At 33.8% G+C, this 20,359-nt stretch carries 20 protein-coding genes and 1 pseudogene; 3 read left to right on the forward strand and 18 right to left on the reverse strand.

Features of this window, described 5'->3' with window-relative positions:
* Window positions 1-67 precede the first annotated feature (67 nt).
* Window positions 68-595, reverse strand: coding sequence for a DUF6646 family protein (locus tag ACZZZT_RS03160; protein WP_042563571.1), 528 nt, complete (start codon window positions 593-595; stop codon window positions 68-70).
* Between the two features lie 47 nt (window positions 596-642).
* Window positions 643-1,376 (reverse strand): annotated as a pseudogene (locus ACZZZT_RS03165) (metallophosphoesterase family protein).
* A gap of 140 nt (window positions 1,377-1,516) precedes the next feature.
* Between ACZZZT_RS03165 and dinB the strand changes: the two are divergent.
* Both dinB and ACZZZT_RS03175 read left to right on the forward strand, forming a co-directional pair.
* Window positions 1,517-2,599 (forward strand): DNA polymerase IV, encoded by a 1,083-nt coding sequence (gene dinB, locus ACZZZT_RS03170; protein ID WP_073394364.1) that lies wholly within the window; start codon window positions 1,517-1,519, stop codon window positions 2,597-2,599.
* A 97-nt stretch (window positions 2,600-2,696) separates the two neighbouring features.
* Entirely contained in the window at window positions 2,697-3,197 is a 501-nt protein-coding gene (locus ACZZZT_RS03175; RefSeq protein ID WP_463459379.1) for a PAS domain-containing protein, read from the forward strand.
* A 137-nt stretch (window positions 3,198-3,334) separates the two neighbouring features.
* Here ACZZZT_RS03175 and ACZZZT_RS03180 read toward each other — a convergent pair whose 3' ends face one another.
* The 12 genes from ACZZZT_RS03180 to ACZZZT_RS03235 form a co-directional block, all read right to left on the reverse strand.
* Window positions 3,335-4,939 carry a fumarate hydratase gene (locus ACZZZT_RS03180; protein WP_463459380.1) on the reverse strand — a complete coding sequence of 535 codons (1,605 nt, stop codon included), beginning with the start codon at window positions 4,937-4,939 and terminating at the stop codon, window positions 3,335-3,337.
* Between the two features lie 70 nt (window positions 4,940-5,009).
* The gene (locus tag ACZZZT_RS03185) at window positions 5,010-5,744 is read right to left on the reverse strand and encodes a hypothetical protein (RefSeq protein WP_463459381.1); all 735 of its coding nucleotides are present in this window, start codon (window positions 5,742-5,744) and stop codon (window positions 5,010-5,012) included.
* Between the two features lie 406 nt (window positions 5,745-6,150).
* On the reverse strand, window positions 6,151-6,612 hold the full coding sequence (gene tnpA, locus ACZZZT_RS03190) for an IS200/IS605 family transposase (RefSeq protein ID WP_463459382.1): 462 nt from the start codon (window positions 6,610-6,612) through the stop codon (window positions 6,151-6,153).
* 133 nt (window positions 6,613-6,745) lie between these two features.
* Complete coding sequence (locus tag ACZZZT_RS03195; protein WP_463459383.1) at window positions 6,746-8,185, reverse strand: nucleoside recognition domain-containing protein; 1,440 nt, start codon at window positions 8,183-8,185, stop codon at window positions 6,746-6,748.
* A 304-nt stretch (window positions 8,186-8,489) separates the two neighbouring features.
* Window positions 8,490-9,563 (reverse strand): winged helix DNA-binding domain-containing protein, encoded by a 1,074-nt coding sequence (locus ACZZZT_RS03200; protein WP_463459384.1) that lies wholly within the window; start codon window positions 9,561-9,563, stop codon window positions 8,490-8,492.
* An 84-nt stretch (window positions 9,564-9,647) separates the two neighbouring features.
* The gene (locus tag ACZZZT_RS03205) at window positions 9,648-10,361 is read right to left on the reverse strand and encodes a 3'-5' exonuclease (RefSeq protein WP_463459385.1); all 714 of its coding nucleotides are present in this window, start codon (window positions 10,359-10,361) and stop codon (window positions 9,648-9,650) included.
* 129 nt (window positions 10,362-10,490) lie between these two features.
* Complete coding sequence (locus ACZZZT_RS03210) at window positions 10,491-10,967, reverse strand: methylated-DNA--[protein]-cysteine S-methyltransferase (protein ID WP_463459386.1); 477 nt, start codon at window positions 10,965-10,967, stop codon at window positions 10,491-10,493.
* 98 nt (window positions 10,968-11,065) lie between these two features.
* A complete protein-coding gene (locus ACZZZT_RS03215; protein WP_463459387.1) occupies window positions 11,066-12,955 on the reverse strand; it encodes a DUF2207 domain-containing protein in 1,890 nt (629 codons plus the stop codon).
* Window positions 12,956-13,141: 186 nt separating this feature from the next.
* On the reverse strand, window positions 13,142-13,966 hold the full coding sequence (locus tag ACZZZT_RS03220; protein WP_463459388.1) for an SDR family oxidoreductase: 825 nt from the start codon (window positions 13,964-13,966) through the stop codon (window positions 13,142-13,144).
* A gap of 115 nt (window positions 13,967-14,081) precedes the next feature.
* Window positions 14,082-14,531, reverse strand: a complete 450-nt coding sequence (locus tag ACZZZT_RS03225; protein ID WP_463459389.1) for an N-acetyltransferase family protein — start codon at window positions 14,529-14,531, stop codon at window positions 14,082-14,084.
* Window positions 14,528-15,268 (reverse strand): LysR substrate-binding domain-containing protein, encoded by a 741-nt coding sequence (locus ACZZZT_RS03230; protein WP_463459390.1) that lies wholly within the window; start codon window positions 15,266-15,268, stop codon window positions 14,528-14,530. Before ACZZZT_RS03230 ends, ACZZZT_RS03225 begins: the two co-directional genes overlap by 4 nt.
* On the reverse strand, window positions 15,265-15,417 hold the full coding sequence (locus tag ACZZZT_RS03235; protein ID WP_243396771.1) for a LysR family transcriptional regulator: 153 nt from the start codon (window positions 15,415-15,417) through the stop codon (window positions 15,265-15,267). The genes ACZZZT_RS03230 and ACZZZT_RS03235 overlap by 4 nt, the downstream gene beginning before the upstream one ends.
* 144 nt (window positions 15,418-15,561) lie before the next feature.
* Between ACZZZT_RS03235 and ACZZZT_RS03240 the strand changes: the two genes are divergently transcribed.
* Complete coding sequence (locus ACZZZT_RS03240; RefSeq protein ID WP_463459391.1) at window positions 15,562-15,957, forward strand: rhodanese-like domain-containing protein; 396 nt, start codon at window positions 15,562-15,564, stop codon at window positions 15,955-15,957.
* 56 nt (window positions 15,958-16,013) lie between these two features.
* Here ACZZZT_RS03240 and ACZZZT_RS03245 read toward each other — a convergent pair whose 3' ends face one another.
* From ACZZZT_RS03245 to ACZZZT_RS03260, 4 genes are all read right to left on the reverse strand, one after another.
* The gene (locus tag ACZZZT_RS03245) at window positions 16,014-16,583 is read right to left on the reverse strand and encodes a hypothetical protein (RefSeq protein WP_463459392.1); all 570 of its coding nucleotides are present in this window, start codon (window positions 16,581-16,583) and stop codon (window positions 16,014-16,016) included.
* 65 nt (window positions 16,584-16,648) lie between these two features.
* Entirely contained in the window at window positions 16,649-18,406 is a 1,758-nt protein-coding gene (locus tag ACZZZT_RS03250) for a M28 family peptidase (RefSeq protein WP_463459393.1), read from the reverse strand.
* 12 nt (window positions 18,407-18,418) lie between these two features.
* Window positions 18,419-18,766: a hypothetical protein gene (locus ACZZZT_RS03255; RefSeq protein ID WP_042563555.1), complete on the reverse strand. Its 348-nt coding sequence runs from the start codon at window positions 18,764-18,766 to the stop codon at window positions 18,419-18,421.
* Window positions 18,763-20,292 carry a bifunctional GNAT family N-acetyltransferase/carbon-nitrogen hydrolase family protein gene (locus tag ACZZZT_RS03260; RefSeq protein WP_042563554.1) on the reverse strand — a complete coding sequence of 510 codons (1,530 nt, stop codon included), beginning with the start codon at window positions 20,290-20,292 and terminating at the stop codon, window positions 18,763-18,765. The genes ACZZZT_RS03255 and ACZZZT_RS03260 overlap by 4 nt, the downstream gene beginning before the upstream one ends.
* Between the last annotated feature and the right edge of the window lie 67 nt (window positions 20,293-20,359).

A 20,359-nucleotide genomic window follows, 5' to 3' on the forward strand; every position in this document is an offset into this window, starting at 1 on the left:
AATTTGCCGGAAATAAAAAAAGCGTTCATGATGAACGCTTTCTAATATAATTTGCTTTGGAAGAATCTTATAAATTAAAAGAAGCTCCTAAACTAAAAGTTGCCTGATTGTTTAAATGATCGAATACGTCATTATCATTACCGTATTTTGCAATTGGGAATCCGATTTCTGTGAAAACACCAAATCCGTCAGTAAAAAAGTAACGACCACCAACGTGTCCTCCAAAATTGTGTAATCCTAAACTTAAACCTGGGTAAACATCTAATTGTTCAACACCAATTACGCTGCTTAAATTTGCATTAATTCTTGCTTTTGCATCAAAACGATCTTGAAATTCTGGTTTGTAATCATAATATGGAGTTGGGTTATTGTGATAAACTCCTGAGAAATTATCAACTCCTAGTAAATAAGTTGTAACAAATCCGAAAGAGAAATTTTCTCCTAAACCGAAATCAATAGATCCCTGAATTCCTGATCCACCATCTTGTAAATTAGCACCAACGTTAACTTTCATGTCACCTTTTCCAGAGAAAGCCTGTTGGGCATTAGTGAATCCGAATGACGCTAAAAACAAAAGTGTAATAAATTTTTTCATAAACTTAAATATTAATTATTTGGATTGCAAATTTAGTTTTTTACACTTCAATTCCTACCTTTTTCATTAAAATACAATTCATTTAATGGATCACTTTGCCAGAACTCCTTGGTATCCACGTTCATAATAGTTAGAGGGCCTTTAAAAGCAGCACCAGTATCAACATTCCAAACGCAGGCTTTGTTTATTGGAACCGTTTGACCAATTCTGGTTACGGGCGTATGACCAATATAAATCTCTTTGTATATCGTAAAACGTTTTGGATAAAATAAATCGTCGGGTTTTAAATTGGGGTCTAATGAAAGAGCTGATTCCCAAAGTGTTCTGTCCCAATAAAATAATTTAGGAAAGTACTCCCAGACTACACCATTTAAGTTCGTAAAGCCAGCATGAACAAATAATCGGTTTTGATCATCAAGATAATAATCCTGCAATGCTTCAAAAAAAGCAATATGTGTTTTCTTTTTTCTTCAGAAAGTTTAGAATATCCTTCAACAGTAGCTCTTCCGCCATGTTTGTACCACATTTCTTCATCAAATTCTTCATTGCGATTTTCCAGCCAGTCTAAGGCCAGTTGATCATGATTTCCTCTAATGCAAATACAGTTTTGTTTGCTTTTAAGAGCAATCAAATATTCGATTACTTCTGCAGACTGACTCCAGCCATCAACATAATCACCTAAAAATATAAGAGTATCTTGTGTAGTTACCTGAGCTTTTATCAGCACTTGTTCAAGAGCGAGTAATCCGCCGTGTATGTCGCCTATAACAAATGTTCGCATTGTTTAATTTTTCATCTGGAAGAACAAAAATATAAAGAATAATTGGTTTGAACTCATCGAATTTATATTCTTTAAAAATTGATATTATTTATAACTGTTTTGAGCACTTTTTTATTGCTTTTCCTTTTTAAATTTGTAGCATGTCTGAAATGCCTACATATCGAAAAATTATCCATATTGATATGGATGCTTTTTATGCTTCTGTGGAGCAAATGGACAATCCTGCTTTACGCGGAAAAGCCATTGCTGTTGGAGGTTCAGAAAATAGAGGAGTAGTGGCAGCGGCAAGTTACGAAGCCCGAAAATTTGGTGTTAGAAGCGCCATTAGTGGAGTTCTGGCCAAAAAATATTGTCCTGAAATCATTTTTGTGCGTCCGCGTTTTGATAGATACAAGGAAATATCCGGTAAAATTCATAAAATTTTTCATGAATACACAGATTTAGTTGAGCCGCTTTCGCTTGACGAAGCTTATCTTGATGTAACTCAAAATAAAAAAGGAAATCCAAGTGCGAGTTTATTAGCTCAGGAAATCCGGTCAAGAATCCTCAGTGAAGTTGGACTTACAGCTTCGGCAGGAATTTCGGTCAATAAGTTCGTAGCCAAAATTGCCAGCGACATTAATAAACCAAACGGGCAAAAAACAGTAAATCCGGATGAGATTATACCTTTTTTGGAAGAATTGCCAATCCGTAAGTTTTATGGTGTCGGAAAAGTAACCACCGAAAAAATGTATCAGTTGGGAATTTTTACCGGAGCTGATTTAAAAACAAAACCGGTAGAATTTCTGGAGAAACACTTCGGCAAATCAGGTGGTTTTTATTATAATGTTGTGCGCGGAATTCATAATAGTGAAGTCAAACCTTCACGAATTACCAAATCTGTCGCAGCAGAACATACTTTTGATGTCAATTTATCTTCTGAGATTTTTATGTTGGAACAACTCGAAAGAATCGCCACATCATTAGAAAAAAGATTGAAAAGACATAATATTTCCGGTAAAACCGTGACACTTAAAATAAAATACAGCGATTTTACCCAACAAACCCGAAGCAAAACTTTGCCTTATTTTATTTCAGATAAAAGTTTGATTCTCGAAACGGTAGAAGAATTATTGTATCAGGAACGAATGAAAGATTCTGTTCGATTACTCGGAATTTCATTAAGTAATTTGAATACCGAGGAGAAAAAGGCAGTTGTTGTTCAGCTTAAATTTTCTTTTTAATAGTTATAAATTGAAGGAAATGAGGTTTTCCATATTTAGAATCAAGATTTTCATTTTACCTTTATAGAAAAGTTACTTTACGAATAAATCATTTGAGATGAAAAGAGATAATTCTGATGAAATTTCAAGCCGCCATTCAGTTCCTATCTTAGCATGGGATTTTCATTATGAATATATAAATGAACTGAAAGCTATTTTTACTGATTTAAAGAAAGTCGGTAAGATTTCAAGTGAATTTCATTGGAATGAAAAGAACCTGAAAATTAAGGAAAGAATTAAAGAGGAGATAATTGTGGTTACAGATATAAATCTGAAGATTGTTTTTGCCTCAACCGGAATTAAAAGAATGACCGGTTATACAGAAGAAGAGATTTTGGGAAAAACACCAAAAATGTTTCAGGGCCCGAAAACATGCAATGTCGTTTTAAAAGAAATTAGAGAAGCTATAAAACTTCAGATGCCATTTGAAAAAATAGTTGAAAATTATAAAAAAAACGGTCATAGTTACAAATGCAAAATAAATGGAGTTCCTATTTTTAACCTAAAAGGAGAAATATCGCATTTCATTGCTTTTGAAAGTGAAGATAAAAGTGCTTAATATTTCGCTACGTAAAGTTTTGCCACAAAGGCACTAAGACACAAAGAAAATTATAGATTTGAAAGACACAAAAAAACCGCCCAAAGGCGGTTTTATATTAAAAAAACTTTGTGTCTTAGTGCCTTTGTGGCAAACATCTACAGATTTTCAAAAAAGTCATTTCCTTTATCATCTGTAATGATAAATGCAGGGAAATCTTTAACGGTAATTTTACGAACCGCTTCCATTCCTAATTCTTCAAAATCAACAACTTCAACTTTTAGAATATTATCTTGTGCTAAAATTGCCGCCGGGCCTCCAATTGAACCCAGATAGAATCCGCCATATTTGTTGCAGGCATCTGTAACTTGTTTGGTACGGTTTCCTTTAGCCAGCATAATCATACTTCCGCCATGTTTTTGGAATTCATCTACATAAACATCCATACGTCCGGCTGTTGTTGGTCCAAAACTTCCGGAAGCCATTCCTTCGGGTGTTTTTGCTGGTCCGGCGTAATAAACAGGGTGATTTTTAAAATATTCCGGCATTGGTTGACCTGATTCTAAAAGTTCCATAATTTTTGCATGTGCGATATCACGTGCAACAATTACAGTTCCGTTTAATTTTAAACGGGTTTTGATAGGATATTGACTCAATTTAGCCAAAATATCAGCCATTGGCATATCCAGGTCGATTTCTACGGGCGCTTCTAAATGTGGAGCTGTTTCCGGTAAAAATTGTTTTGGATTTACTTCTAACTGTTCAACATAAATTCCGTCTTTCGTAATTTTACCTTTGATATTTCTATCAGCAGAACAAGAAACACCTAATCCAACTGGACAAGAAGCTGCGTGGCGTGGCAAACGGATTACACGAACATCATGCGTAAAATATTTTCCTCCAAATTGAGCGCCAATAGCACTTTCCTGGCAAATTTGCTGTACGCGGTTTTCCCATTCTAAATCGCGAAAAGCCTGACCAGCCATGTTTCCTGTCGTTGGCAAATGATCATAGTATCCTGCAGATGCTTTTTTAACAGCACTTAGATTTGCTTCCGCAGAAGTTCCCCCAATTACTAAAGCCAAATGATAAGGTGGACAAGCTGAAGTTCCTAAATCTTTAATTTTTGTACGGATGAAAGCATCCATAGATTTATCATTCAATAAAGATTTTGTTTGCTGATATAAATACGTTTTATTGGCAGATCCACCGCCTTTTGCCATAAATAAAAACTCGTATGAATTTCCTTTTTTAGCATAAATGTCAATTTGCGCCGGAAGATTCGATCCTGAATTTTTTTCTTCAAACATCGAAATTGGAACAATTTGAGAATATCTTAGATTACGTTTTTGGTATGTATTGAAAATTCCTCTGCTCAACCATTCTGCATCATCAACGCCGGTAAAAATGCTTTCGCCTTTTTTGGCCATTACAATTGCAGTTCCCGTATCCTGGCAGCTTGGCAATTGTCCTTCGGCAGCTACAGAAGCATTTTGAAGTAAATTGTAAGCCACAAAACGATCATTGTCTGTTGCTTCAGGATCGTCAAGAATTTTTCTTAATTTTTGCAAATGCGTCGTTCTCAACATAAACGAAACATCTGTTAAGGCTTCTTCAGCCAATAACTCTAATCCTTTCGGATCAACAGTAAGAACTTCACGTTCTCCAAATTTTTCAACTTTCACAAAATCTGAAGTGATTTTGCGGTATTGCGTATCATCCTTTAAAATAGGATAAGGGTCTTGGTATATAAAATCAATCATTTCTTTGTTTTTGACAAAGTTAAAAATTATTTATCTAAGAAAGAATTTGAATAAGAGCCGTTTTGAGAGTTTATTTTATGTTGTGAAATTCATTAAAAGGCATTTTTTTCTCAAAATAAGATTTGTCTTTTGCAGAAAGTAACTGGCTTTTCCATTTATTTCCACTTAAGCGAAAAACAATCGAGTCAGAATAAGAAACCATTCCCATGTCTTCGTCATTATCGTCAGGTTCAAACGAAACTCTTTTGCAGTAAAAAGATTCGGAATCTTTTTCGTTTGGAGTTGCAAATTCGACCCAGCTTCCCCAGCCACTGTCCGTCATAGAATCCCATTGATAAACCAATTGTAAATCATTGTTTTTTAAATGATAGAGATAATTGTTTTGCGAATATCCGCAGGCAGGATATCCAAAAGAAACCTGAATAAATGAAGTGTTTTTGTTTGTAGCTGTTGCCAAGCCATAATCAGCTCCCCATTCTGATCCTTTTTGATAACCTTCGATTGTTACTTTTGAAGATGCTTTTTTCTCTTTGTTTTCATAAAAATCCAATCGGTATTTTACGATAACAATACTGTCTTTATCTACTTTTTGATCTAATAAATTTGCGAGAACATAATTTCCTGATGCATTTTCTTCTCCGTTAGAAATTGGAATTGTATCTGTTTTTATGAATTTTTCTGCAGAAGTAATTACAATTTCTGGTTTATTTTCTGAAATGCTGTTTTTTGTTTGAATTTGCGAAACTGGTTTTGGTTTCTGACAGCTTATTATTAGTGATAAAAGGAAAAGGTATTGTGGTTTCATGGTATTTTTGATTGGTCAATTATTTTTTAACGAATTAACTTCGATGTTTTATCGTGTTTAAACTGGACTGAAGTCCAGCTCTACAAAATAAATCATTCCTACGGAATTTTACAACCTTCGTGAAAAAGAGTCGTCGGCTGAAATTTGGCTCTGTAAAATAAACCAATTCTCCGAATCTTTAACAAAAGAGATGTAGGCATTGACGAATATTGTAGAATTGAAGTCCAACTCGACAAAACAAACCATTTCTCCGGAACTCTAAGAAAAGAGCCGTAGGCCTCGACCGATATTGTAGGGCTGGACTTTAGTCCAGTTTATAATAAGACCAATATTGTAGGGCCGAATTTTAATTCGGTTTTTTATAAAATCAATATTATAGATCCAGATTTTGATCAGGTTTTATAGATTAAATTAGATTTTTAAATACATATTTTTCTTCAAACGTAATTTTAAATTTATCTAAAAATGATAAATATTCGTCTTTGAAGTTTTGTGTTTTATGATGTTTCTCTTGGTTTTCTATATATTTATAAACCGCATCAATATGTGACTGACTATAAGAAAAAACACCGTAGCCTTCCTGCCATTCAAATCTTGATTTTGTTAAGTTGTGATCATTAATATATTTTGATGATCTCCCTTTTACAATTTTCATTAATTCAGAAATAGAAACAGTTGGTTTTAAACCTAAAAAACAATGAACATGGTCTTCTGTTCCATTTACAATTATAGTTTTACAGCCTGTTTCATTTATTAAATTACCGATAACGCTAAGTAATTCCGATTTCCATTCCTTTTCTATAACTGCTTCTCTGTTTTTCACAGCAAAAACTGCCTGAATATAAACCTGATGATATGTGTTTGACATTTTATATTTATTTGCAACGTTCAAATTTGTTACAATAATATGAAATATCTTACAAATAATTAAGAATATTATTCTGTTTTATAAATAATATAAATATTGAATTTAATGGATTAAACGGCAAATTCCAGTTTGATTAAAAAAACCAGCTAGCCACAAAAATTGCAGTAATTACACAAATCACATCCACCAAAAGCATTGTGCTTAAAGCGTAACGGGTATTTTTTATATTAACAGAACCAAAATAAACCGCAATTACATAAAAAGTACTTTCTGCACTGCATTGAAAAATACTACTCAATCTTCCGGTTAAGGAATCTGCTCCAAAAGTATTCATCGAATCGATTAAAAATCCTCTGGATCCTGCAGAGCTAAAAGGTCTAAGCATAGCTACCGGCAAAGCATCGGTAATTTGTTTATTTACACCCATGTTCGAAAAAATGAAGGCAATCCAGTCGCTGATAATTTCAAATAAACCGCTGTTTCTAAATAACGAAATGGCAACTAACATTCCTAAAACATAAGGAAAAATAGTAACTCCCGTTTTAACACCATTATTTGCTCCTACTACGAATGCATCAAAAACGGTGGTTTCTGCTTCTTTAAATTTCTTTTCATGGATGAAAGAAAAAATCAATGTAAAACCTATTATAACAAGTAAAATTAGTGCCGATAGATTTGTTGTGAAAAAGTTTTTCCCTATCAAATCTAAATGGTTTACGTACATCAACAATCCAATAATGGCAGCAATTAATACCATTAAACCAATTACAAGAGAAGCACTTTTGAAATTAATTTTTTGTTTGATTCCCACAATTAAAAAAGCCGCAATTGTACCAATAAACGAAGTAATGATACACGGAAGCATAACATCAGCAGGATTACTTGCGCCTGCTGCTGCGCGATAACCAATAATTGAAGTTGCAATTAACGTTAAACCAGAAGCATGCAGACACATAAACATAATTTGTGCATCACTTGCTCTGTCTTTATCGGGATTTATTTCTTGTAAACTCTCCATCGCTTTTAGACCAAACGGAGTTGCGGCCGAATCTAATCCCAAGAAATTAGCAGCAAAGTTTAAAGTCATGTAGGAGATCGAAGGATGGTTTTTTGGAATACTTGGAAATACTTTTACAAAAACCGGACTTAGTCCTTTAGCTAATTTTCCAGAAGCTCCGGAAATAATTAAAAGTTCCATTAATCCGCAGAAAAAGGCTAAATATGCAATTAGCGGTAAAATTAAATCAAGCAAAGTACTTTTACAGGTTGGTAATAAACCATCGGATTTTTGGATTCCGCTGTAAATTTTTACGGTTTTGTTTTTATAAACATACGTTGTATCGGCATTAAGCGTATCACGATTGATAATCATCGTTTGATCCGGCGCTTTTTTGATGCTGTCTTTGATAAAGGCAGGAAGTTGTTCAGCATATTTTTCTGAAACAAGAATTGGATCGTCTTTTTTCCCGTTTAAAACAGAATCAATAGTATAAGTGTTGGCCGTAAACAAACTTACTATAATGAAGATAATCGACGAAATAAAAATGGTTAACCAAAATCTACTTAATACCATAACGCTGTTTTTTTTGTAAATGTAATTATTTCGAGATAATCTGCACAAAGATTTTAGTGCCGAAACAGTTTTTTGGATATGTCGCCCCGATGGGGCTAAAAAACTAAATGCTGTTTTTTCTATAAATATAGCACTCCTAACGGAGTTGATTAAGCTCCATTGGAGCGTGATATTTATAGTTTTTTCTATAAATATAGCACTCCTAACGGAGTTGATTAAGCTCCATTGGAGCGTGATATTTATAGAAACAAAATATGTAAATGCTGATAGCTCCATCGGAGCGACATAAAACATTCTAATAAAATTATTCAATAACAATTTTAGTATCCAAATACTTTCCAAACGCTTTAATCCCTTCAAACAGAATTGCTTTTTTATGACTTTCGGTTTCATTAAAAAACTCAGTTTCTATTTTGGTGTGATCTTTCTTAATGGTTCTCTTCCAGGTTCCGATGACCTTGCTATTTTCCAAAATTATAGGTTTGAAGATACCATTATTGGTAAAAACTTTTGATTGATGATCTGATAAGATAGAAGCTTCTCTGGTTTTATATGAAATCAAAATTTCGTCAAAAGCAGGAAGAAAATGTATGCTTTCCTTCAAGTTTAATGTTGTATTGTTTTGATTTACAAACCAATAAGTTTGGTTGTCAATAACAATAGAATTCAATTGCAATTGTATTGCATTAATGATATTCTTGCAAATAGTAGGCGGAAAACCGGACCACCAGGAGAAATCAAGCAATGTTGCCGGACCGTGACTTTCAAAATATCGTTTGGCTAATTTCGCCAAACCTTCTTCCTGGGTTAATTTGGTTTTGGGTTTTATGACACGTTCTTCGAGTAAAGCATAAGTCATTTGTTTGCCTTTCATTTTTCCGTTACAAACCAAACCATCCAATTCTGCATTCATCATGATGGCTGCATATAAAAAATCTTGTGAGGAACTTTTTTTAATGTTGAGTTCCTGCATAATTTCTTCCCGGGTTAAATGATTGTTTCCCGATAATATTTTTTCGATTGAGGAATTAATCTTATCCAGCTTTTGAAGATCATAATCGTATTTTTTGGCAGATGAAACTACAATCTTTTTCACTTGCGGTCCGGAAACATCCAGCATCCAATGAATATCTTCGGCGGCAACGAAATGCCATGTTGGTCGTAAAATATGAGTTCGAATGATTTTTGCAGAATTAATAGCTTCTTCAATCTCTTTTTCAGTAGCATTACAACGCGAACCAATCGCCCATTTTGCCATCGCATAATCCTGAGCTTGCATAGCTCCCAAGTGATGTACAATTTCCGGAGGAGAACTTAAATTCGGTTCTGAAAGTTTTTGAGAAACAAGTCTGTGATGCGATATTTCCTGATGTGTCATTTTGTAAATATTTAAACCCTATAAGTTATATAAGCGCACTTAAACTTTGTACCTCTGTCGCTCTGAACCTTTGCGCCTTAAAAATCAAACATGAATAATTTCTTCGTCAATCAATAAATCTTCGCGACGTAAACGAAGGAAAATCTGTGCTACGGCAATTGTATCCTTCTCGCAATAGGTTACAATTCTGTCAATATCTTTTTCTACATAAAACACATGCGCGACCTGACTTCCGTCAATATCTCCTTTTGGCGATGGTACGCCGAGAATCTTGGTAAGTAATTTTAAAGAAGTAAAGTGTTTGTAATCGCCAAACTTCCATAACTCTAAAGTATCTAAATGCGGAATCTCCCAAGGTTTTTTACCGAACAAATTTAGTTTATCCGGAATTGCAATTTGGTTGATAATCATTCTGCGCGCCAGAAACGGAATATCGAATTCCTTCGCATTATGTCCGCACAATAAATGTTGAGGTTGATTGAAATGATTATTCAGCAAATTATTAAAATCCTTTAAAATCTTCTCTTCATCGCCAAAAAACGATGTTACGCGAAAATTTCGAATATCACCTTTAATAGTAAAATAACCGACAGAAATGCAAATGATCTTTCCGAATTCTGCCCAAATTCCGGCGCGATCGTAGAATTCTTCTGGAGTAAAATCTTCTTTTCTTTGATATTGAGTTTTTAAATCCCAAAGCGATTGCATTTCTGCGTCAAGTAAATTAAAGTTTTCTTCTTCAGGAACTGTTTCTATATCCAGAAATAAGATGTTGTTGAGGTTTATTTTTTCGATCATGTTTTTAATTTAAACAGAGATTGTACTAATTAACACATATTAATTTAGTTAAAGCTACTGCACGAAATTTATTATTTGTAAATATAAACCTATATTTTTAATTTGTGTAAATCTGTGAAATTTGTGTTTTTAAAACAAACTTTGCTGTGTAGTTGGGTTTTCGTGTTCCAAAAGCCATTTTTTGCGAGACAAACCTCCGGCGTAACCCGTTAAAGATCCATTTGTGCCAATAACGCGATGACAAGGCACAACAATCCAAAGCGGATTTTTACCATTTGCCGATGCAACTGCCCGAATTGCTTTTACATCTCCCAGTTTTTTGGTTTGATCCATATAACTTATGGTTTTTCCGTATGGAATTTCTAATAGGGCTTTCCACACTTTTTGCTGAAATTCTGTTCCTTTTGGATTTAGTTTGAAATCGAAATCAGTTCTTTTTTTATCAAAGTATTCTTGTAATTGAGAAACAGCTTCTTTTAAAGCTTCAGGAATGACTTCAGAAACCTCATTTGTTCCCACATCTGAAACTGAAATTACAGCAATACCGTCTTCATCTCCAACTATTTTGGTGATTCCTAAAGGTGAATTGATGTAAACTGTTTCCATGTTTTTTAACTGCAAGGCGCAGGAAGGTTTTAGACAAAGTTCGCAAAGTTTTTGTTTTAAACCATAAATGACGAGAGTAAATTAAGTTTTAAATTATCTTACCAGCCGCCGCCTCCACCGCCACCGCCACCTCCGCCAGAACTTCCACCTCCGGAACTTCCACTGCTCGAACTTGTCGATGTCGAATTATAAGTATGGTTAAAATGAACTATTGTTTGATAAGAAAAACCGGGTGATCCGTCGCTGGTTTTTATCCAATTGCTTGTGTAATTTAGATTTTTTAATGCATCAGCAAATTTTAGATTCCATTCTTCGTCAATTCCCAATGCAAATGCATAAGGAAGATTTTCTTCGTAAACTCTAATTGTATCGGCGTTTTGTTCTACCGAAAAACTTATTAATTGTTGTTTGAATTTTTCAATTTGAGTTTTTATACCAATGCCCAATTTGGTATAAGTACCAATAAGGCTTAGATAGAGTGTAAAACCAATAGTTATTAAAAAAATAACCGCTGCATTTAGAGCCGAATAGTTTTTGTCGATATTGATAGCAAAAAAAGAAGCATAAGTAAAAACCGCCGGAAAAAATGTTATGATTATGGTGGGGAATGCAAAGGAAAATTCACCTTTTTTTAAAAAGCTTATAATCGCTATGATCAATAATACTGTAAGCATAAGACATGTACAACCAATAACAACGAATATTAAAGGGATTCCTGCTGTGAAGTAACTGTAACCAGCAATTATTGAAACTGTAATAGCCAATGCAATTAAAATTTGCTTAACATTGTGCAAAAAGTAATCTTTTAAATTGTACTGAACCTTAAGCGATTTTTCCAGTGCTGTTTCTGCTTCGCTAAAAACAGTATGGGATTTAGAATTGATAGCAAAAGTAGTATTCCCTTTAAATAAAGCTTCTAAAGCGGCATCTTCTTCCTTTGATAAATTGGCAGGTTTTGTTCCTTTTACCAGATAATACTCAAAGCCATCTTTCCATGTTTGCAATCCATTACCCGTAATTTCTAATGCACCTTTAATTGAGAGACTTATTATGGTAACCAATAGTGTTTTTGGACCAAGGTATCTATCTTTTATATATTGCAATGAAGTTGCAGAATAACGTTCTTTTAAATCTAATAATGAATTACTTTCATTAGAAATTAAGGGATCTTTACCATATGTTTTCCATGAAAAATAATAAAAAACAAAACAAATAGAAATTGCCAGAAGTCCTAAAAGTAATTTTTCTACAGAAACAAATTCCTCTATTTTATAATGCGGAGAAAAATAAGGCTGATGAACAATCCCTTTTGGAAATCCTACTGCTACAGTAAAACCTTCTTCCTTCTTTAAATTTTTTGAAGTAAAATAAACAGAATTACCAATAGTTTTTGAAATACATTCGCTTGCTTTTGATCCTAAAATTCCGGTATAGCAATGAGTTTGCAAGGCTGATGCCCCTTTTGGTAAAATTACTCTGGCCGATACATTTTCGATGTCAAACTGCCAATAATTTCCTGTAACATTCCAATATAGTTCGTCAAAGTCATTATAAGAATGTATTTGTGCTTCAACCTCATAAGTCAATTTGTACGTATAAGTTCCTTCGCTTAAAGACAAATCTTTATCACCAATATAAATGGATAATTTTTCGCTATCTACATCAGTATGATAAGGTTCTTTTTGTTCGTTTTTAATAACATTTAAAATAGTATAGAAATTATTTCTGGAAACCTTTGATGAATAATTTTTCATCGGAAGTTCACGAAAAATACCGTGGTCTATTTGTTGTTCTGCAGCATAAATTTTAATGGTTTCGGTAACAATGATATTTCCGTTTTCCTTAATTAAAATATCAGCATGAAACTGTTTTATTCTTTCGGTACGTTCTTGTTCTTGTATAAATGTTGAATCAGTTTGACTGAAACATTGAGAGAGTGATAATAAGAAAAAGCCGAGAGTGAATATAAACCTGAAATGTTTTATCATGAAATAAGTTATTTTGCGAAGTGAAAATAAGAATTTTGTTTTTAAACCATTAGGTTATGTAAGTAATTTAAGTTTTGTGTGCTTCTTGCTTTTGTGATTGTCAGGCTGAGCGATCCCGAAGCTTCGGGAGAAGGGTGCGCCAATTGGAACGTGGACTTCGACTCCGCTCAGCCTGACATTGAGAACTCAATAATTTTCTAATTTAAAATTATAACCTAAAACATTCTCAATCTTTTCACTAGAAACAATCTTTGTAATATTCGATTTTTCAACGCTAAATTTTGGCAACACCAAATCCTGTTCTTTTGCCTTCTGTGTATAATATTCCTCCCTTGTGGGATGAAAAGGAGCGACGGCGTTGAAAACTTCATTCCACTTTGACTGATGAATGATTTCTTCAATGATGTTAATGCAGTCGTTTTGGTGAATTAAATTTACTGGCGCATCAGGGTTTTCGAGATTTTCCTTTCCTGCTAAAAATTTTACCGGATGACGATCTTCGCCAATTAATCCGCCGAAACGTAAAATGGTTGTTTCGAAGTTTTTATTTTTTTGCAAAAGAGTTTCTGCTAAAAGCAATTGTTTGCCACTTTCTGTTTCCGGATTTGGAGTTGTTTCTTCTGTGATTAAATCATTTTCATCTCCATAAACAGAAGTCGAACTTACAAAAAGTACCTTTTTTACGTTTGATTGCTCTATAAACGGAATCAAAGTTTTGATTTTTTCCACAAAAACCTTTCGTTGAGAATCTGAAGTATCAGAATTTGTTACGCGTAACTTTGGCGGAATATCAATAATTAAAATTTCGCTTTTGGCTAAAAACGGAATTACGGTCTCTGAAATACTTTCGCTTTCAAGCATAACTAAAAATGGATTTATACCCGCATTCTTCAAAATCTGTAGTTTATTTTCAGATGTTGTTGATCCGTTTACAGAACGCCTTTTTGCGATTAAGCTTTTTGCCAAAGGCAATCCCAGCCAGCCACAGCCTAAAATACTTATTTGAGTCATTTTTTTGGAGGTTCAGAGTTGCAAAGGTACAAAGGTTCAAAGTTGAAAACTTAAAATTGAAATTGATTAGTTTTTATCTTTGCAACTTTGCGAGATTAAAATTTGCGCACTTTTATTACAAATCTAAAAAGAAACAGATTTTTTCTTTTCCTTTTGCGCCAATTCGGTTGTAGAATTTTATAGCTCTTTCGTTAAATTGAGGTGTTCGCCATTGCATGTTAATGCAGTTTTTTGCTTTCCCAATTTCTTTTAGTTTGTTGATTAATACCTCTCCAATACCGTAGTTTCTGGCTTCTTCTTCTAAAAATAAACAATCCATGTGTATAATAGCTGCAGCATCCCAGGTTGAATGCATAAAATTATAAGTTGCATAACCTACAATGTCATTTTCTGTGGCAACTACTAAACAAAAGTGATTTGGTTCTGAAGCAAATAAAATCTTTTTTAAACCGTCTTCTTTTCCTTCAGAAGAATAATCGGCTTTTTCGTATTCAGCATGTTTTTGGCATAAAATAACAAGTTTTGGTAAATCTGAAAGCTCGCAATTTCTTATGGAATATTTCATTGAATATTAATTTCGGTTTGTAAAAAGGTAATAAAATGATGAAAATAGTCAGGATAAATCTGATTTTGCCTGATTGCTATAAAGTGTTTTCTTTTTAGGCCGTTTTTGCCAATTTTAATGGCTTTTATGGGATTGTTTTTTAAATGTGGAAGAAGTGCCCATTTTGCCATCGACATAACGCCCATATCGGCTTTTACCATTTCGAGTGAAGCTTCGGTTAATGGAATTGCTGTAATTTTTTTGGGAGTTACTTTGGCTGGAGCCAAAACAAACTGATGAATTGTAACCGTTTCCATCGGAAGGGAATGAATCAGTAAATGTTCGTCGATAAAATCTTCGGCAACAACGTATTTTTTATTTGCCCAGGCATGGTTTTCAGAAACTGCCATAACAACTTCATCCTGAAAAAGTTCCAGATATTTGATGTTGTTATCATTGATCTGGTCGCTTATAATGGCGATATCAATGGTGTTATCCAGTAATTTTTGCAGCGGAATATGGGTGGCTTCGGTAACAATCTTCAATTCAACATTTGGATACAGCAAATGAAATTGCTTTAAAACCGAAGGCAGCCAGTGATAACTTGAAAAACATTCGGTACTAATCCTGATTTCGCCGTGCTCTCCAAAAACCATTTGTTTGATTTGAGATTCGGTTTGCGAAAGTTTATCGAGAATTTCATTGGCAATCCCGTACATTTTTTCACCGGCTTTGGTTAAAACCAGTTTTCTATTCATTCTAAAAAAATAGGCGTACCCAATTGGTATTCGGCTTCTTTAAGTTGGTGACTTAATGCCGATTGCGTTAAATGAAGTTTTTCAATTGCTTTGGTGATACTTCCTTCTTCAACAATCGCTTTTATCAATCGTAAATGACGTATTTCCATTTTTAGAGAATTAGTATACAAAGTAACAAAATTTTAATCTGGCTTTTGTATGAAAAAAAGTAATGAAATGGATGAATTCTTTTCGTTTTTATGGAATATAATGTTGGACTACTTTTGAAAAAACTAATCATTAAAACTAAAAAAATGGAAACACAAATTAAACATTATGAAAATAAACTGGCCTTTGAAATGGATCCTTCGGATTTGTTTGATGCTTTAAATAATGGAGAAAAAGTAGTCGTTATTGATACCAGAAAGCCTTTTGGATATCAGGCAGAACATATTCCGACAGCGATTAATATTCCGCATCGCGAAATGACAATCGAAAGTACAAAACATCTCGATAAAGAAGTTTTGTATGTAACCTATTGTGACGGAATTGGCTGTAATGCATCAACAAAAGGCGCATTGAATATGGCAAAACTTGGTTTTAAAGTAAAAGAATTAATTGGCGGAATAGAGTGGTGGAAGGTTGACGGTTATGCAACAGAAGGTACAAATGGTAAAACAGCAGGTTTAAAAATTGAATGTGCTTGTTAAATAAAAAGGCAAACTTAAATTTAAGTTTGCCTTTTTATTGTTATTTATACTTTGCTTTATTCAGACTTAACAACCTGTTTTAGCGTATCTTTTGCAATTATTGTGCTGTCTTTTACCGGTGCGGTTTCAATAGGAACGTTTAGAGGCGCTGTATATCTTTCAATTTTTTGCTGAATTAAAATAGCATCGTTCAATACAAAAGGTGTTGGCATCATCCAGTCACTTCTTGGTTTTACATTCAACAGCGGATTGGTCATTAAATCAAAAGAACTCTCAATTAAATCCATATCAAACAGAGATGATTTATTGATGTAGAAATCCATAACCAAAGGCTCATTGCCAACAACATAATAGCATAGAATTTTCATGTCATCTCGTTCTAAACGATTTCCTTTTTGACCGGAAGTTGAAACGCCATTTGCCTTAAAATTATAAAAAGTCATTTTTGGATTGGCGTAAATATCGTAACGATTGACTTTTCTGTTTGGCGTTATTTTTATTTTTAAATACCTGTTATTGCCCACTACGCTGTCTTTTAAGAACTCAATAGTTGGTTTTGAAATGGCAATATTTGGCGCAATGGCGCTATAAGTAAAAGTAGAATTGTATTTGCTGGCTAATGGCAAACCGTTTAAACCTACCGCTTTTTGATTTTTTTCTCCTAAATAAGTTTTAGTCCATTCATCAAGATTTACATCATAAGTTGTCCAGACTGCCGAATCTGTATTGGCGTTGTAAACATATAATAAACTGTTAGATTTTGCTTTTCCGTACTCATATCCTGAGTTATAACCGGCATAAACGAAGAAAGCGATCGAGGTAATAAAAAATAATATCGCCCAGACACCTTTTCTAAAAAAGAACCAAATATGGGAAGTAATAAACCGAAAAGTAAAACGGTTAGTATGGCACTTCCAAAAAGTATTTTTAGACCTAAGCCAATTGGGAACATGATGATAAAAGGCGCCACAATTGCCAATGCGGGAATACTAAATAATAAGTTTAGACCTAAGCTATAATGTTGTGTGATTACAAATATTCCGAATAAAAGGATTCCAAAATAAACTGGAATAATAAGGAAACCTGCCCCGGTTAAACTGTTGGCTAAAAAAAGATTGATAATGATCCAAAGCAATAAAGGCGCTACAAAATGGTTCATTGTAATTTTTGCTTCCGAAAAACGGTTATAGAAAGCAAAACAAATGGCAATAGTAAGTGTTACAAAAGCTCCAATGTAAGCATGGCCGTTATAAGTAAAACCGTTTAGCAAATCTGAATATTGCGGATAAGCCTCTAATATTATTTTCCAGCCCAGAAAAGTTACCAAACCGGCAATAACTATAGAACCAATTAAAGGAACAAAACCCCTGAAAATTTCTCTGAAAGTAATAACGCGTTTTGCTTTTCCTATAAAAATAAAAAGAATTAGTAATCCTAAAGCAATTAAGGACATTGGAAATACCCATGCAAATGGATAATTTATGAATCCGAAAGGAACACTAAAATATACGTTGTCTTCTGTAGTTTGAGTAGAGTTTAAATCAATATTTGAGAAGTATTTTAATAAGGGCATTAAATAAGTCCCCTGATGAGATAAAGTTGTTTTGTTTAAATGTTGGATATCATCTTGTTGTGTATGATAATTATAATGGCCGTCGATAAAAGCAAAATTAAAACCCTGAATGTTTCCCTGTTCTCTAAAAACAGTCAGATCAGTATCGTTTGGCAGCATTTTATAAATGCTATACATCAGCGAATTTGAAACGGGATATTTTGCTTTTGCATTTGAAAATTCTTGTACAAGAGCCTGATTTCCTTTGTTGGTTTCCATCAGCATATAACTTGGTCCTGAAGAACCCCGGGCTTCAAAATTTAGAACCAGACCAACATCTTTTGCCCACGGATGCTGATTGACAAAAAGCGCTGCACCGTTTAAACCTAATTCCTCAGCATCTGAAAAAAGAATAATTATGTCGTTTTTCTGTGGATTTTTAGAATATAAAAAAGCACGGATTCCTTCCAGAATTGTCGCAACTCCAGATGCGTCATCGCTCGCTCCTTTTGAAAAAGAATGCGGAGCACTGTCATAATGAGAAAGTAATAAAAGTGCTTTTGAGTTGTTGGTCCCTTTTATGCGGGCCAGAATATTTTTAGATTTTACCAAAAGCCCTTTATCATTTAGTGTAAATCCTTCCTGAATTGAAGTTTCTAAACCAATTCGGTTGAGTTCGAGTTTTAGGTAATTAGCAACAAGTTCATGATTTGTTGAACCAACATAATGTGGTTTTTGAGCAATAATTTTAACCTGATTGAAAGCTCTTTCTGTAGAAAATTCAGCAAGGGCTTCTTCGTTTTTAGAAACCCATTGAGGCATCATTGTGGCGTATATAATACCTAAAATTGCTAAAACGCATACAAAAGCAAGTATTGAAGTCGGGTTTTTTCTCATATTGAATATATACTAAATTTCTTTTTTAACGAGCATAAAATAATCATTTTCCAGAGAGCGATATCCCTGGTCATACAGGAAATAATAGGTATTTCCGGTTTTAGTCTGCAAAATATTGGTAAAGAAATCAAAATCAAAACCCTTATTAATCATTTTATCTCTTGTTGCTTTTGATTTCCCTTCTGTGTTTAGCTCGGACAAAATACGGTAATTTTTGCGTAACTTATTGTTTACATTCCGCATGAAATTATTACTATCCTTATTTATTTTATTATTATAGGCATTTCGGCAATTGTCTGAACAAAATTTCTTGTCTTCGCGGCCTACAATTTTTTCTGAACATTCAAGACAGGTTTTCATTGATCGATTTTTTTAATTTCGTATAAATCATGCCTTCTGTCTTTCAAAATTCGAACGCTGCCGTGCTCGTGAAGCTGTTTTAGTAAATTTAAATCAACGTCAACAATTAGGGTCATTTCAGTATTTGGAGTTGCTTCGGCTTTGATTCCGTTACTTGGAAAAGCAAAATCTGAAGGCGTAAAAACAGAGGCCTGCGCATATTGAATATCCATATTATTTACTTTTGGCAAATTACCAACACAGCCGGCAATGGCAACATAACATTCATTTTCTATGGCACGCGCTTGCGAACAATGTTTTACTCGCGTGTAGGCGTTTTGAGTATCTGTTAAAAATGGGACAAACAAAATATTCATTCCTTCATTGGCCATAATTCTTGAAAGCTCCGGAAACTCAACATCATAACAAATTAAAATTCCAATTTTGCCACAATCAGTATCAAAGGTCTGAAAGTGCGATCCGCCTTTCATTCCCCAATGTTGCACTTCGTTTGGCGTAACGTGAATTTTGGTATACATTTCTGAAGTTCCGTCTCTTTTGCATAAAAAACCAACGTTGTATAAATTACCGTTGTCGAGGTAAGGCATGCTTCCCGTGATAATATTGATGTTGTATGAAATCGCAAATTCCTGAAAACGCTTTCTTATTGGGTCAGAATAACGGGCAAGTTCCCGAATAGCTTCTGCTTCAGACAAATGATTGTAATCTGCCATTAAAGGGGCAATGAAAAGCTCAGGAAATAAAGCAAAATCGGCACCATAGCCAGAAACAACATCAATGAAAAATTCTGATTGCTCGAAAAACTCTTCAACATTGTTAAGCTGACGCATTTGCCATTGGATTAATCCTAAACGAATAACACTTTTTTCAAGATTAATCAATTTTGGACTTTCGTCATAATAAACATTATTCCATTCTAAAAGAACCGCAAATTCCTTTGATTCTTCATCTCCTTCCAGATAATTTTTGATGATTCGCAAAACGTGAAAATCATTACTCAGCTGAAAAGAAAGTACAGGATCGTGTAATTCTTTGTGTTTTACTTTATCAATATAAACTTTTGGAGTAAATTTTTTAGCGTGTTGACTGTAGTTAGGAATTCTTCCTGCAAAAACAATCGCTTTTAAGTTTAATTGTTCGCAAAGTTCCTTTCTTGCATCATATAAACGACGCCCCAAACGCAAACCGCGATAATGTGGGTGGATAAAAACGTCTATACCGTACAAAATTTCCCCATCCGGATTATGGGTAGAAAAAGTATAGTCGCCAATAATTTGTTTGTAATTGTGTCTTTTGTCAACTAGTTTTTCATCGACAATTAAAGATAGGGCAGAGCCTACAACTATGCCGTCAACTAAAATAACTAATTGACCTTCAGGAAATATTGAGAGTAATTTTTTTATATCATCAGATCTCCAGTAGGAATTGGCCATTTCCGGATACGATTCTACCATTGAATTTTTCAATTGTTTATAATCGTCTAATTCTAAATTTCTTAACTCAACTTTATTGATTTGCGCCTGCATATAGTAAGATTTCTGTGAAATATACAAAAAAATATTTCCACTTACAAACGCTTACAAATAGTTACAA

The organism is Flavobacterium sp. AC274 (assembly GCF_979258275.1).